Here is a 13,776-nt window from a genome sequence, read left to right as displayed (position 1 = left end):
TAAAGTCATTAATCTTATGGCCTGCCTCAATACCACGACGTTCAAACTTGGTTTGTGGACGCCATTCAGGACGAGGATAGCTATTGCCTTTGCCTGCTAAGTTTTCTAAACGAGGGCGATTGTCTAAAACATCGAGCATCCATTCAGCATAGGGTTCCCAGTCTGTTGCAGCATGGAATGTACCACCGATTTCAAGTTTTTCTTCAACCAATGGCATACGATCATGAGAAACAAAACGACGTTTAAAATGACGTTTTTTCTGCCAAGGATCAGGGAAATAAAGTTGAACCGTATTGATACTATTGTCAGGCATTTCTCGTAAAACTTGAATTGCATCTGCATCTAAAACACGGAGGTTTTTAACTTCCGCCATACCTGCTTCATAAACACATTGCGCAATACCAGGTACATGCACTTCGATTCCAACAAAATTACGTTCAGGATTGGCTTTTGCCATCAGGACCAAAGAGCGACCCATACCAAAACCAATTTCTACCGTAAGTGGGCGTTCAGGATGTTCAAAGTGTTGACGTAAATCGCCGACAGGGTATTCCAAAATTAAATCACGATGTTGTTCAAGCGCAGTACGTTGTGAAGTATTGAGTGGTGACGATCTACGCATAAATGTCACAATTTCACGGTGTTCTTGCAAATTGTCTAATTCTACAATTTGTGCTTCAATTTGATCGTTTGACATGATTTAGGTAATACTAGAAATCTAAAAGGCGTATTGTAAGTGCTGAGCTTCGCAAGTCAAATTTTTTATAGAATTTCATTCAATTCTAATAAATTTACAATGAAAACTGGATAAAATAAAATCACTATCGAGCGCTGAGTCAGAGAGTATTGCTGTTACTCAAAGAGTCGTTATGTTCATTTAGACTTTGTCTAATTAACTCGATTAATTCGCGCGATGCTTTAGGTAGTGCTTTATCTTTTAACCAAATCAGATAAATCGGAACAGAAAGTTGATTGTAGGTATTTTTAAAATCAATTTGGATTAAACGCCCATCATCAATATGTGACTTAACCAATGAATATGGAAAATTTCCCCATCCTAAGCCGATCTCAACCATATCAATCGCCGTTTGTAGATCATTGGTTCGCCAGTAAGATGCAGCAATTACCGATCTCAAATCTGCAATATCAAGCGCACTACTCGCAACAACAATTTGCCGAACATTAACCAAATCCTCGATATAAATAGGATGAACTGCTTGATTCATCAAGGCATGATTTGCAGATATAGTTGCAACAACAACCTCCATGCTGACCAACTGCAAATGTTCTTGCATTTTGATATGTTGCCCTGAACCCGCTAAACAAATTGTGATTTGTTCTGAATACAGTAAATGCAAAATATCATCTTGTGGCGCAGTAATGATTTCGATATTGAGCAACGGGTATTTTGATGCAAGTTTATCAATAGATTGTAAAAGTTTCTGATTGTTTACATCCGATACAACACCTATTTTTAAAGTACTCTCCAAACCTAAGGACAGTTCATAAGCATGCTTACTCAATTGTTTTAATTGTTCTGAGATGATTCTTGCTTGTGGGGCTAAGGCAAGTGCTGAAGCTGTTGGAATCACTTTGCGGGGTGTTCTTTCAAACAGCTGTAAGCCTAATTCTGCTTCGATATTTGCGATACCCATACTGACGGCTGATGGTACTCGATTTAAGGCACGAGCCGCAGCAGAAAAAGAGCCTGTATCCAGTACTTTTACAAATAATTCTATATTTTCGCTGGTGAAATTCATAATTGGTATCAGTCAAACTGAAAGCTATTGTCTTTATCTATTATTATAACTGAAATTAAAATAGCTTTTTTGAAAATCTGTTTGGGTAAGTTTATGCAAGGTCTTAAACGTAGAGTAATTTATGTAAGTACCTATGAAATCATTGGATTAGGTATTTCTTCTTTAGGGCTGGCACTACTTTCGGGTACACAATTAACCCATACGGGGCCTTTGGCTTTCCTGATTACCACGATTGCTGTGAGCTGGAACTTTATTTATAACTTAATTTTTGAAGCATGGGAAAGACGCCAAACTTTACGTCAACGTACAGTAAAACGCCGTATAGCTCATGCGATTGGGTTTCAATTAACCTTGGTGGTTTTTCTTATTCCATTGATTGCATGGTGGATGAATATTAGTTTTCTAGAGGCATTTTTATTAGATGCGGCTTTAATTGTTATCATTCCAATTTATACCTTTATTTTTAATTGGTCTTTTGATCGATTATTTGGTGTCCCACTTTCCGCTCAAGCTTAAAAATGTAGTTGTTTCTGCTTAAGTTATTTGCCCATTCAATTGAATGGGCAATAATTCAGGTTTTTTCTAGCACAATAATTTCTATTTAGGGTCTGTTGACATTTCATAAATGGCTTGCGTTGTAGGTTAAAATTGAGCAGGCAAGGCATGAAACGAAGAGAATAGCGAGACTATTTTCGAGTTTCATAACGTAGGCTGAGATAATTTTAGCCACAACCCTTCGGGACTAGCGTGTTTTTTGCCGCTACGTCGTTACGAACTACTCATTTAGAATGACTAAATTTCGTATTTCGCGCCTAGTATCGCCTAAAAAACACACGTAGTCGCAAACATAGACGAATTGTCAACAGACCCTAATGCTTTAAATTTATACGACAGCTCATGTCGCAACAATAAAGAAATCGCCGTTGTTGACCGCTCATAATTTATATAATCACTAAAGTTCATTCGGAAAATTAGGTGTGAGTGATGACAGAGCGTATTAGAGAAAAGCTGCAAATTTTAGCAGATGCTGCGAAGTATGATGTGTCATGTTCATCCAGTGGCAGTAACCGTAAAAACAAAGACAGTGGGCTAGGCAATACGGGGGCTGGAATTTGCCATAGTTATACCGAAGATGGTCGATGTGTGTCGCTGCTTAAAATCTTATTTTCCAATGTGTGTATTTTTGATTGCTCATATTGTGTTTCTCGCCGTTCTAATGATGTCAAACGAGCTGCTTTTACGGTACAAGAAGTTGTTGATTTAACCATTAATTTTTATAGAAGAAATTATATCGAAGGGCTGTTTCTCAGTTCAGGAATTTTTAAGTCAGCAGACTATACCATGGAGCGCATGCTACAAGTCGTTAAAAAGCTACGATTAGAAGAAAACTTTAATGGCTATATTCATCTTAAAACGATTCCAGGTGCTTCACAGGAGATTATCCATGAGGCAGGGCTTTATGTAGATCGGATGAGTATCAATTTAGAAATGCCTACCGCGGAAGGCCTTAAAAAGTTTGCTCCTGAAAAAACCCATGATGAAGTGCAAAAAGATTTGGGTATTATTCGAGATCGTTTGATTCAATTTAAAGATGAAAGAAAAATTATAAAAACTGTGCCGAAGTTTGTTCCAGCAGGACAAACAACTCAAATGGTGGTGGGCGCACATAATGAAACGGATCAGGATATTATCTTAATGGCTGATCGTCACTACAAAGAATTTAAACTCAAACGGGTATATTTTTCGGGCTATATTCCGATTAATGATGAAGAAAAAGCATTGCCTTCAGTGGGTTCAGCACCGCCATTATTGCGTGAAAATAGATTGTATCAATCTGATTGGTTAATGCGATTTTATGGTTTTGAAGCGACTGAAATTGTCAATGCAAAGCATCCAAATTTAGACTTAGATATCGACCCCAAACTGAGCTGGGCGCTACGTCATCCTGAACAATTTCCTATCGATATCAATCAAGCTGAATATCGAATGATCTTAAGAGTCCCTGGAATTGGGGTACGTTCAGCTAAAAAGATTGTTCAAGCACGTCGCTTTGGTAAAATTCATATTGATCAAATCAAAAAATTGGGGATTGCTTATAATAGGGCAATGCATTTTATTCGTTGTGCAGATACTCCACCATTTTTAAAAGATCAATTACCCAGTCAAATTCGCCAGAAAATATTACAGACAGGGCATTCAAAATATACTCAACAACTTTCACCCCAGTTGGACTTGTTATTCTAAATGGCGAAATATATTTTTGATGGGACCATGACAGGGATTTTGTGCTGTGTATTTCGTGCATTTCAATTTAAAGAGTTCGATGTCATTGTCTCAAGTGAAAACAACACCCAAGCCGCTTTATTTGATGAAACGATTTTTGTTGAATCCAATGACGCTCAAGCCAATAGAGTTTGGCAAGGCCTAAAGTTAAAAGTTTCAGCAAGTGGTTTACGTAATTTTTACTATACTTTTTTATCTGAACAGGAAGATGCTTTTCAACATCTGTTTAATTTTAGTGTTTATGCATTCTTCGCTCAAAAAGCGATTGATCGAGATTATGGTCATCCAGATGTTTTGGCACTGTCAAAATGGGCCAAACAAGTGGGAAGAGAAAAACATCGTATGGAAGCTTTTGTTCGCTTTAAAAAATGTAAAGATGAATTATTTTTAAGCTTGGTTAAGCCAGATTTCAATGTTTTGCCTTTGATCGAAAAGCATTTTAAAGCACGCTATCAAGACCAGCGCTGGCTTATTTATGATGAAAAACGAAATTTTGGTATCTATTATGATTTAAGACAGGTTCATCAAGTCAATATGAATGTCTTAGAAATTGATCAAAATATTCATCAAGGCTCTAGTCAGGATTTTAGTGTTGAATTAGATCATCAAGAGGTTCTATATGATCAGCTTTGGAAAGATTATTTTAACAGTGTAAATATTTCAGCGCGAAAAAACATTAAACTGCATATTCAATATGTACCAAAGCGATATTGGCGCTATATGAATGAGAAAACGATTTAAATATTTTTAAATCAATAATATGGGTTTGGTTTTGATGTGTAGCTGATTTTCTCTATTACATTCATGAATGAGTTTGGAAATTTGTCAATTCTTAGGTATTAAACTTGATTCTCTAATTATTCTATATTTCTAAGACTCGTGTTTTTTCAATTGAGTTTTTTTGGGAATCAAAAACCTTATAAATGCTAGTTTATAAGGTTTTAATGCATCTATCTGAAATAATATAAATCAGATATTTCGGGATTGATCATTTATTCACTTTGACTTAATCATCTAGCACTTTAGACTGTCGTTCATTATCTGCTTTCCCAATCTGCCAGTAAGAACAGGCATAACAATCTTCTTTGCCCCAATCACTTTGCTTTCTTAAGATATTACGACATGCGCGTACAGCTTGTAGTTCAGCGGTAATATGTGCAAAACGGCTTGCTGGTAGATTAATGAATTCAGGATGGCGTAACAACTCGTCAGCCAATAAGCTTTGTTGAAGCGGGTTCGGATTGAACAGCCATATTTGCTCTAAATCACCTTGCGTCTGCAGTTCGATTTGATCTTTTACAGTTGCCACTTCTGCAATGACATATACTTTGGCATCAGCTGTTAATTTTTCTAAGATCGCTTGAGTGACTGCAAGTCCCGTCCCATCGGTGATAATGAGATAATGATTTAGTCCTGTAGGGATTGAATTTTTAGCAGCAGTAGACATGGTTACGCCAATTTGATCTCCAGGTTGAGCACGATCTGCCCAGTGACAAGCCACCGTATCTGTACCATGCATTGCAAACTCGATGGTTAGAGTTTTATTGACTAAATCAATATCACGATGGGTATAAGTCCGAATTTCTGGCATCATCTCAGGATTACTGACAATCCATTTACGTTGATTAAAATCAAAATCAGGAATTTCTATTGTGGTTTGATCATGCCTTGGAATAAAAATTTTATTGTTATCACCAATACTGGTGTGTTTGAATTTCTCTACATCTGCACAGTCAAAAATAATACGGATATAGTTTGGACCTAGATATATTTTCTCTTTCACTTGAATAAAAGTGCGATGTGCATTCAGCGCCATGATTTATTCCATATAAATAACAATAATTCTCATTATCGTATCGGCTTTTACATGAAAATGCCACTAATACCGCGAGAGTTGATGATAAAACTGCAAAGATGCTCAATATCCTGCATCAATAAATCATAAACAATTCAATCTATCCATTGGTATTATGCATTATGAGGAGAAATAGCATAGGTTACAGAATCATATTTAGGTTTCTTTTTATACTCAGAAATAACCCCACCTAAAGATTTTGCGATATGGCGACTGGCATAATTTTCGACAGCTACAGGATAAATAAAATTTTTAAAACTCAAATTGACTGAAGCCCAATGAACCATGCTTGTTACCGCATCTTTACCAAATCCTGACTTATGTCGATCTTCTCGAATCCAAATGCCTAATTCAGGTGTTTCCGTTTGTATTTGATGCAATCCTGCAAGGCCAAGAAACTCATGATTGGCAATGTTTGTGACGACGAAAATTAACTCATTCCCATCTTTAATATTCTCTAGCCATTTATGCCAGATCTCATCAAACTCTTGACGGCTTTGCGGAGGATCCCAAGCCATATATCGAGTCAAGGTGGGAGTAATATGCTGAAATACCTCATCAGCATCTAAAGATGTAAATGGTTTTAAAACAACTTGAGAAAAATGGATCTCTATATTATTCCAGTTCAAAAAAACCTCGAAAATTCAGAATTACAGTTAATTTATCGTATAGCAGACAAAAGATACATAGTTAAAATCAGGATCGGTTTAAGCTAAAAACTATCCTAAATTGAAGTCATCAATAGGGATATCGATCCTAGTTTTCTGACTTTATTCTGAATATCGAGTTTCAATTTAATCCCTGTACTCATAGTAATCAGAATTTTTATTGATCCGCTTTAATCAATAACCCGCGGAGTAAAAGGTTTAGTGCTGTTCTTCCAGACTTGAGTCTTTGATTATGGTCGTCATCATCAGCTATCCAAAATGCGGTTTCAGCTAAACTGCCATAAATTAAGCAGGCGAGTGCTTGCGGATCAGCTTGCTCAATGATTCCTTGCTGGATAAGTTGTGCTATCTGTCTTTGCATCGAATCAATACAGTGTTGTTGCGAATCTATAGATGCGCCACCCAATACCGCCCGTGCATCACGCAGTACGATGCGTTGATATTCTGATTCTATTGCCATGTCCAGATAAGTATGACAACGCTGATTAAATCCCGACCAAATATCTTTAGCTTGTTCGGAGATCATATCTAAACGTTGATCCATTTCATGATCGATTTGTGCAACGACTGCAGCCAGTAATCCTTTTTTATCACCAAAATGGTGATACAACGCACCACGAGTGAAACCTGCCTGTGCAGTGAGATCATCCATTGAGGTATCGGCATAACCACGTTCACTAAAGACTTTTCGAGCCATTGTAATCAGTGCAGCACGGGTTTCTTCCATTTCAATACGAGTACGACGAACCATCAACTTCTCCTTACATACGTTTCGTATGATTATTTACATACACTGCGTATGAATGTATGCTTTATTCATACGCAGTGTATGTATTTTTGCTGAATCCTTATATGTTTGCAAGAGATTGTATTCAGGAGAGTCTGATGATTGGTCCATATAGAGAACTATTTTTTGTCGCGGGGACCCAAGGTTTTGCTTTGGCTGGGCTATTGGCTCGGATTGCCTTACCGATGACCGGCATTGGTATCATTGTTATGTTGTCTCAAATGAGGGGGAGTTATGCGCTGGCAGGAGGAGTATCTGCGGTATTCGTATTGACATACGCATTAGTGTCGCCCCAAGTATCAAAGTTAGTTGATCAATATGGACAAAGCCGCATACTGCCTATCGTAATAACGATCAGCAGTATTGGTTTACTAGTATTGGTATTTGCTTCATGGTGGCGGGCAGCTGATTGGACGTTGTTTGTGGGTGCATTATTGGCGGGTTTTATGCCCAGTATATCTGCCATGGTAAGGGCGCGTTGGACGGCAATATATGCTGGACAAGCTCAATTACAAACCGCTTACTCACTAGAAACAGTACTAGATGAAGTCACCTTTATTATTGGCCCGCCATTGTCTGTTGGCTTATCGATAGCAGTGTTACCACAAGCAAGTTTACTGGTTGCAACATTGTTGTTGATTATCGGTGTATTTTTACTGGTGTTACAACGAGGTACAGAACCCCAAATCGACACACAATATTTAATTCATAAGCGTTCCGGCTCAATCATTATGCTTGTTCAGATACGCTTGCTGACATTGTTAATGGTTGGAATGGGGATCATTGTAGGCACGATTGATATCGTTAGTGTCGCCTTTGCTGAACATCTTGGTCAGCCTGCAGCTGCTAGTTTGGTGCTTTCTGCATATGCGTTAAGTTCATGTTTAGCTGGCTTATTATTTGGTGCAGTTAAATTGAAAATGTCTTTACAGCATCTTTTATTACTTGGAGGTGTGGCAACTGCAGCGAGTACATTACCCTTATTATGGGTGAATAGTATTACGATGCTGGCAAGTAGTGTTTTACTGGCAGGAGTATTTTTTGCACCGACGATGATCGTCGCAATGGCACTGGTTGAGCGCATTGTGCCAAAACATCGCCTGACGGAAGGTATGACATGGTTACTGGCTGGGTTAAATGTTGGTGTGGCACTAGGAGCAGCAATCTCTGGACAAATGGTTGATGGCTATGGGCTAAGATCGGGTTTTCTCGTTGCATTATGCGCAGGGGGGATGGTGTTGGTGATTGTATTATGGGGACATTACCGTATGGCTAATGACAGCATAGATAATCACAGCATAGCCATATCAAATGATCCGTCATGATGATCAGCACGATTTTTTGTGTGTGCTTCCTGGAATGGTCTTCGATTGAGGGCTTTAGTTTAAGTGAATAACTGTGATTCATAAAAAACCATTTCAGCGACTCAATGCGGAAATGGTTTTTATGAAATATGTGTGCTTAAGATAGCGTTAAAGGATTTTATCTAAAGCGTATTGTGTTGCTAATAGTGCGTTGGTTATGTAGTGCATTGGTTTTGCTACAGAATAAAACTCTAATTTTTCCCCACTATGTGTTAATTGCGTTTTAACTGCTCAATTCATTTTTTGCCCAGTTCGGATCATCTAACATTTGATGTACACGTTTCTTATCAACATCATTTTCCCATACACCAATCACTAAAGTTGCGACACAATTACCAATCAAGTTGCTTACTGCTCTTAAAATACCAATCAGCCAATCCACTGAAAGGATCAATACCAAGCCAATCGCCGGGATAACAGGAAAACTGGATAAAGTCGCAGCGAGTACAACGATCGCTGATGCAGGAATGCCATGTGCTCCTTTTGAGGTAAATAAGGTGATTAAAAGAATCATGATGAGGTCTGAAATTGTTAGGTGAACACCTGTCGCTTGCGCGATAAATACAACAGCAAGGGTGAGATAAATTGAAAAGCCATCTAAGTTAAAAGAGTAACCCGATGGAATGACTAGGCTTACAGTGGAGTCTTTTATCCCTAATTTTTTTAGTTTATACATCACTTGCGGTAATACCGAATCAGAAGATGATGTTCCACATACAATGGTGATTTCCTCTCTAAAATAGCGAATGAGCTTAAAAATATTGAAACCTAAGAGTTTTAATACCAGACCAAGTATGAAGATCACAAAGAAAATCACAGTTGCATAATAAATTAAGACCAAATAGCCCAAATTAAGTAAGGTTTCTATTCCAAATTTTGCCACGGTAAAAGAAATTGCACCAAAAACGCCGATAGGGGCTAGTTTGATGATAATGGACATGATTTTAAAAATAACTTGAGATATTTTGTCGATAAAAGAGGCTACAGGTTCACTGACATCTTTAGACAGCATAGATAATGCAACGCCAAATAAAATTGAAAAGACAACCACTTGCAGAATATCATTCCCTGTAAATGCGCCCACAGCAGTTTGAGGAATCATATTTAAAAAGAAATCAGATACGCCTGTAACTGCATGGATATTTTCATTGTACTTGGTCATTTGGGATGCATCTAATGTTGAAATATCCACGTGCATACCATGTCCAGGTTTAAATATATAAGCTGCGGCTAATCCTAAAATTAAAGCGATAGTGGTCATTATTTCAAAATAAATCAGCGTTTTTATTCCCACTTTCCCAGCTTTTTTTAAGTCTCCTGCACCATAGATTCCTAACACAATGACACAGAATATAAGCGGTGCAATCAGCATTTTGACAAGTTTGACAAAGCCATTACCAAACACTTGAAAATTGATCGCAATATGAGGCAAAAAGTAACCGAATAAACAACCAATCACCAATGCAATCATTACTTGTAAAAATAAAGAGCGTTTAATAAGCTTCATTGAGGAGATTCATAACTAAAAGGTCACTTGAAAAAGCAATAGTTATGCCATTTTTTGAATGAATAATTTTTGGTCTTTTCTGTAGTTTTTGTTATGGCGGTATTTGATGTTTAATACATAGGCTGCTTAATAGTGGTGTTTAATTATTTATAGATCAAAAAAATAAAAGGATATATAACAAGCCTTAAAACAATATCCTAAAACATTTAACAATAAGAAGCTAAAACTTGTACATCTACAATCGTATTTTTTGTTAGCTTGAAATATACCGTATTGTTGGAGTAAGAAAATGACTAAAAAAGTACTATTCATCACTTCCAATTCTGGCGTTGAGCATGATGAGCTTAAAAAACCTTTGGACTTTTTGACGAGCAAGGGCATAGAAAGCATACACGCTGCGATTGAATTAAACGATGTACGAACCGTTGTTCATGATGATGAAAAATCGGTGTCATATAGTCCGCATGCGATTTTGGAAAAAGTAGATCCAAGTGATTATGATCTACTGGTTATTCCAGGGGGAACGGTCAATGCTGATCAATTGAGAATTGATGAGAATGCCAAGAAAATCATTCAATCCTTTACAGACCATAAGAAACCGATTGCTGCCATATGTCATGGACCATGGGCTTTAATCAATGCAGAAAGAATTAAAGATAAAAATTTGACTTCATATAAAAGTATTCGTATAGATTTAGAGAATGCAGGTGCAAACTGGATAGATGAAGAAGTTCATCGTTGTAATACGGGTGGATGGGTACTCATTACATCACGTAGTCCAGATGATATTCCTGCCTTTAATGAGGCGATATTAAAAGAGTTGGAATAAGCGAATAGGGCAGGTTAGACAAAGTTTAAATTTTTGAGATAGCCCTTTAATCGAGGGTTATTTCATATAATCTTTGAATATGTTGGGTTTTAATTCCCCATACAGAACCAGATATTCTACGTTGATGATTTTCAAAACTTTGTCGATTCTCAAAAACTTCATGCACATCCCAAATTAAGGGATTTTGGCTTTGTTTGACCTCAAAAGAAACACAACCTTGTTCTTGTCTGGTTAACTTGATATGTTCTGGAAGACACTTGATTACGATATTTAATTCTTGTTCAGACACACAGATTAACTGACCACTTAGCTTAACCATAGCATTCTCATTGATAAAATATAGCTGTTGTTTTATGTAGGCGTAGGACGAGTCTTATATATTATTATTTATTGCGTAAAAATTTAATACGCATTTTTTATTGGATTGCTCACATATTACTTATAGAGAAGTGATACTTAAAATATAAGGTTAATATATAGAGCGTAAATCGTCATATTTCTCTACATAAGAAAATAAAAACTTGTAGGAAAACTCATAAAAAACGTAAAAGATCGCCACGATAAAATAAAGTTAAATCATAAAAAAACTTGAGCTTTTGAAAGAGCATAAAGGCGATGCTGACTCACTCTAAAAAGCAGTTGACCGCTACAGACTTCAATCTATTCAGATGACCAAGTGGATGAAGTTGCCTAAGTAGAGCACCAATTTTATAAACCATCCTATATTGCACTCATAAATAGCAAGCTTGCATTTTGACTAAAAAAAATTGATCTAAATTATTGCATATCAGTCTCACATATATAAAAAGGATATAAAAAACAGGTTGTTAGTTTTTGGCATGGATCCTGCAAATGTAATTCAAACTTGTATACAAGATGGGATTCAAACAATGTACTTAGAAAAAATGAGTGGCTGGACGATTAGTGATTGGCAACGGGCTTATCAAACTGGTGAAATTAATATCGAAAAATTGTGTGACTTAGTGAGTGAGTTTGATCCGCAAGATAATGCATGGATTTCAATTGCGACTGTCGAACAAATCAAACAACAGATTGAAGATCTTCAAATCGATACTCATGACTTAGAGAATATTTATCTGCAATTTCCGTTATATGGAATTCCATTCGCAGTTAAAGACAATATTGATGTAAAAGGATTTGTGTCTACTGCGGCATGTAAGATCATTTCTCATCCTGCTGAACAAGATGCTGCACTTGTCCAGTTATTGAAAAATGCTGGCGCGGTTGTCGTTGGTAAAACAAATTTGGACCAATTTGCAACTGGATTAGTTGGCACTCGATCTCCTTATGGCGCAGTTAAAAATAGCTTTAATCCAAATTATGTAAGTGGTGGATCAAGTTCTGGTTCAGCGAGCGTAGTGGCTCGTGGTCTGGTGCCTTTTTCATTGGGAACTGATACTGCAGGGTCTGGCCGTGTTCCAGCTGGTTTTAACAATATTGTTGGATTAAAACCAACCAAAGGGCGTTTTTCAAATCATGGTCTATTGCCTGCCTGTAAGACTGTTGATTGTATTTCGATTTTTGCTTTAACAGTTGTAGATGCTGAATATGTTGCCAATCTATTAGAAAAACATGATGTGCGAGATAGTTACTCGCGGAAGAATCCAAAAACAGCGCCAGCACGCTTTACCTCAAAACTCAATTTTGCAATACCCGACACTTTAAATTTTTTTGATGATCAACAATCGGAACAAGCGTTTAACCAAGCACTAAAATTACTTGAGTCTTTTCAGGCTTCTATTACAGAGATTGATTTTACGGCTTTTGAAAAACTCGCAGTACAACTTTATCAAGGACCTTGGGTGGCTGAACGAACTGCTGCTTTAGAAGATTTTATCGAACAAAATCCTGAAACATTTGATCAAACAGTTTTAGAAATAGTTAAACAGGGTTATCAATACACAGCGATTGATGCTTACAACGCAGAGTATCTAAAACAAGATTTGGCACGTGAAATTCAGGAAAAATTGGCTCAATTTGATGCTTTGATCGTACCAACATCACCCACAATTTACACAATCGAAGAAATGAAAATTGAACCCATTAAGTTTAACTCTCATTTTGGTACATATACTAATTTCACCAATTTGGCTGATTTAAGTGCACTGGCTTTACCCGCAGGGTTTCGAGAAGACGGCCTACCTTTTGGAATTACTTTAATTGCACCTGCTTGGCATGATGCTGCATTAACTCATTTTGGAAAACTCTGGCAGCGATATCTCGATTTAAAGTTAGGGGCAACACAAGCAAAATTGAAATCTACTCAACTGGATTTAACCCGATCTGATCATCATATCCGTGTGGCTGTTGTTGGGGCTCATTTAACAGGTATGCCACTGAATTTTCAATTGACCAGCAGAGATGCTGTACATATTGAAACGACCAAAACTGCCAGTAAATATTCTCTATATGCATTGAATGGGACAGTGCCGCCTAAACCGGGCCTTGCACGTAATGAAGCTGAGGGGAAAGCCATTATTGTAGAACTTTGGGATATTCCAACTGCTCGTTTTGGGGAGTTTGTTGCAGAAATCCCGACACCACTGGGTATGGGAAATGTGGAACTTGAAGATGGGCGCTGGGTAAAAGGCTTTATCTGTGAACCTTATGGTTTGGAAGATGCAGAGAATATCAGTCATTTGGGAGGATGGCGGGCATATATCCAACAGCGAAATAATCCAGTACCAGCTGTATCGAATTAA

The 13,776-nt window shown here is 37.3% G+C and carries 13 protein-coding genes; 6 read left to right on the top strand and 7 right to left on the bottom strand.

The window, feature by feature from the left end; all coding sequences use genetic code 11:
* Positions 1 to 697, bottom strand: a 697-nt coding sequence (gene trmB, locus GJV03_RS17805; protein ID WP_154130731.1) for a tRNA (guanosine(46)-N7)-methyltransferase TrmB, incomplete at its 3' end; no start/stop codon positions are given.
* A gap of 139 nt (positions 698 to 836) precedes the next feature.
* Positions 837 to 1,760, bottom strand: coding sequence for a LysR family transcriptional regulator (locus GJV03_RS17800; protein ID WP_004721057.1), 924 nt, complete (start codon positions 1,758 to 1,760; stop codon positions 837 to 839).
* Between the two features lie 93 nt (positions 1,761 to 1,853).
* Between GJV03_RS17800 and GJV03_RS17795 the strand changes: the two genes are divergently transcribed.
* The 3 genes from GJV03_RS17795 to GJV03_RS17785 all read left to right on the top strand — a co-directional run bounded on the left by GJV03_RS17795 (position 1,854) and on the right by GJV03_RS17785 (position 4,784).
* Positions 1,854 to 2,276 carry a PACE efflux transporter gene (locus tag GJV03_RS17795; protein WP_004721056.1) on the top strand — a complete coding sequence of 141 codons (423 nt, stop codon included), beginning with the start codon at positions 1,854 to 1,856 and terminating at the stop codon, positions 2,274 to 2,276.
* A 468-nt stretch (positions 2,277 to 2,744) separates the two neighbouring features.
* Entirely contained in the window at positions 2,745 to 4,004 is a 1,260-nt protein-coding gene (locus GJV03_RS17790; protein WP_105712826.1) for a putative DNA modification/repair radical SAM protein, read from the top strand.
* A complete protein-coding gene (locus tag GJV03_RS17785; protein ID WP_004721052.1) occupies positions 4,005 to 4,784 on the top strand; it encodes a TIGR03915 family putative DNA repair protein in 780 nt (259 codons plus the stop codon).
* A gap of 265 nt (positions 4,785 to 5,049) precedes the next feature.
* Here GJV03_RS17785 and GJV03_RS17780 read toward each other — a convergent pair whose 3' ends face one another.
* From GJV03_RS17780 to GJV03_RS17770, 3 genes are all read right to left on the bottom strand, one after another.
* The gene (locus tag GJV03_RS17780; protein ID WP_154130729.1) at positions 5,050 to 5,859 is read right to left on the bottom strand and encodes a siderophore-interacting protein; all 810 of its coding nucleotides are present in this window, start codon (positions 5,857 to 5,859) and stop codon (positions 5,050 to 5,052) included.
* A gap of 152 nt (positions 5,860 to 6,011) precedes the next feature.
* On the bottom strand, positions 6,012 to 6,527 hold the full coding sequence (locus tag GJV03_RS17775; protein WP_105712824.1) for a GNAT family N-acetyltransferase: 516 nt from the start codon (positions 6,525 to 6,527) through the stop codon (positions 6,012 to 6,014).
* Positions 6,528 to 6,723: 196 nt separating this feature from the next.
* Entirely contained in the window at positions 6,724 to 7,317 is a 594-nt protein-coding gene (locus tag GJV03_RS17770; protein ID WP_154130728.1) for a TetR/AcrR family transcriptional regulator, read from the bottom strand.
* A 134-nt stretch (positions 7,318 to 7,451) separates the two neighbouring features.
* On the opposite strand from GJV03_RS17770, the gene GJV03_RS17765 reads away from it, so the two are divergent.
* A complete protein-coding gene (locus GJV03_RS17765) occupies positions 7,452 to 8,678 on the top strand; it encodes an MFS transporter (RefSeq protein WP_154130727.1) in 1,227 nt (408 codons plus the stop codon).
* Between the two features lie 262 nt (positions 8,679 to 8,940).
* Here GJV03_RS17765 and dctA read toward each other — a convergent pair whose 3' ends face one another.
* A complete protein-coding gene (dctA, locus tag GJV03_RS17760) occupies positions 8,941 to 10,224 on the bottom strand; it encodes a C4-dicarboxylate transporter DctA (protein WP_105712821.1) in 1,284 nt (427 codons plus the stop codon).
* Positions 10,225 to 10,513: 289 nt separating this feature from the next.
* Here dctA and GJV03_RS17755 point away from each other — a divergent pair, with 289 nt between their 5' ends.
* On the top strand, positions 10,514 to 11,053 hold the full coding sequence (locus GJV03_RS17755) for a type 1 glutamine amidotransferase domain-containing protein (protein WP_154130725.1): 540 nt from the start codon (positions 10,514 to 10,516) through the stop codon (positions 11,051 to 11,053).
* Positions 11,054 to 11,099: 46 nt separating this feature from the next.
* Here the strand turns inward: GJV03_RS17755 and GJV03_RS17750 are convergent, their stop codons facing one another.
* Positions 11,100 to 11,372, bottom strand: a complete 273-nt coding sequence (locus tag GJV03_RS17750) for an antibiotic biosynthesis monooxygenase (protein ID WP_004721040.1) — start codon at positions 11,370 to 11,372, stop codon at positions 11,100 to 11,102.
* Positions 11,373 to 11,943: 571 nt separating this feature from the next.
* On the opposite strand from GJV03_RS17750, the gene atzF reads away from it, so the two are divergent.
* Positions 11,944 to 13,776, top strand: a complete 1,833-nt coding sequence (atzF, locus tag GJV03_RS17745) for an allophanate hydrolase (RefSeq protein ID WP_171500397.1) — start codon at positions 11,944 to 11,946, stop codon at positions 13,774 to 13,776.

This window comes from Acinetobacter sp. RIT698 (assembly GCF_009668065.1).
GTDB lineage: Bacteria > Pseudomonadota > Gammaproteobacteria > Pseudomonadales > Moraxellaceae > Acinetobacter > Acinetobacter guillouiae.
Note: the sequence above shows the minus strand (reverse complement) of the source record. Positions and strands in the feature narration are given on the sequence as shown.

Excerpts from the sequence above, each read along its gene's own strand:
- dctA (WP_105712821.1), bottom strand. The coding sequence starts at position 10,224 with ATGAAGCTTATTAAACGCTCTTTATTTTTACAAGTAATGATTGCATTG.
- GJV03_RS17770 (WP_154130728.1), bottom strand. The coding sequence starts at position 7,317 with ATGGTTCGTCGTACTCGTATTGAAATGGAAGAAACCCGTGCTGCACTG.
- GJV03_RS17780 (WP_154130729.1), bottom strand. The coding sequence starts at position 5,859 with ATGGCGCTGAATGCACATCGCACTTTTATTCAAGTGAAAGAGAAAATA.
- GJV03_RS17785 (WP_004721052.1), top strand. The coding sequence starts at position 4,005 with ATGGCGAAATATATTTTTGATGGGACCATGACAGGGATTTTGTGCTGT.
- GJV03_RS17800 (WP_004721057.1), bottom strand. The coding sequence starts at position 1,760 with ATGAATTTCACCAGCGAAAATATAGAATTATTTGTAAAAGTACTGGAT.
- GJV03_RS17765 (WP_154130727.1), top strand. The coding sequence starts at position 7,452 with ATGATTGGTCCATATAGAGAACTATTTTTTGTCGCGGGGACCCAAGGT.
- GJV03_RS17750 (WP_004721040.1), bottom strand. The coding sequence starts at position 11,372 with ATGGTTAAGCTAAGTGGTCAGTTAATCTGTGTGTCTGAACAAGAATTA.
- atzF (WP_171500397.1), top strand. The coding sequence starts at position 11,944 with ATGTACTTAGAAAAAATGAGTGGCTGGACGATTAGTGATTGGCAACGG.
- GJV03_RS17755 (WP_154130725.1), top strand. The coding sequence starts at position 10,514 with ATGACTAAAAAAGTACTATTCATCACTTCCAATTCTGGCGTTGAGCAT.
- GJV03_RS17795 (WP_004721056.1), top strand. The coding sequence starts at position 1,854 with ATGCAAGGTCTTAAACGTAGAGTAATTTATGTAAGTACCTATGAAATC.
- GJV03_RS17790 (WP_105712826.1), top strand. The coding sequence starts at position 2,745 with ATGACAGAGCGTATTAGAGAAAAGCTGCAAATTTTAGCAGATGCTGCG.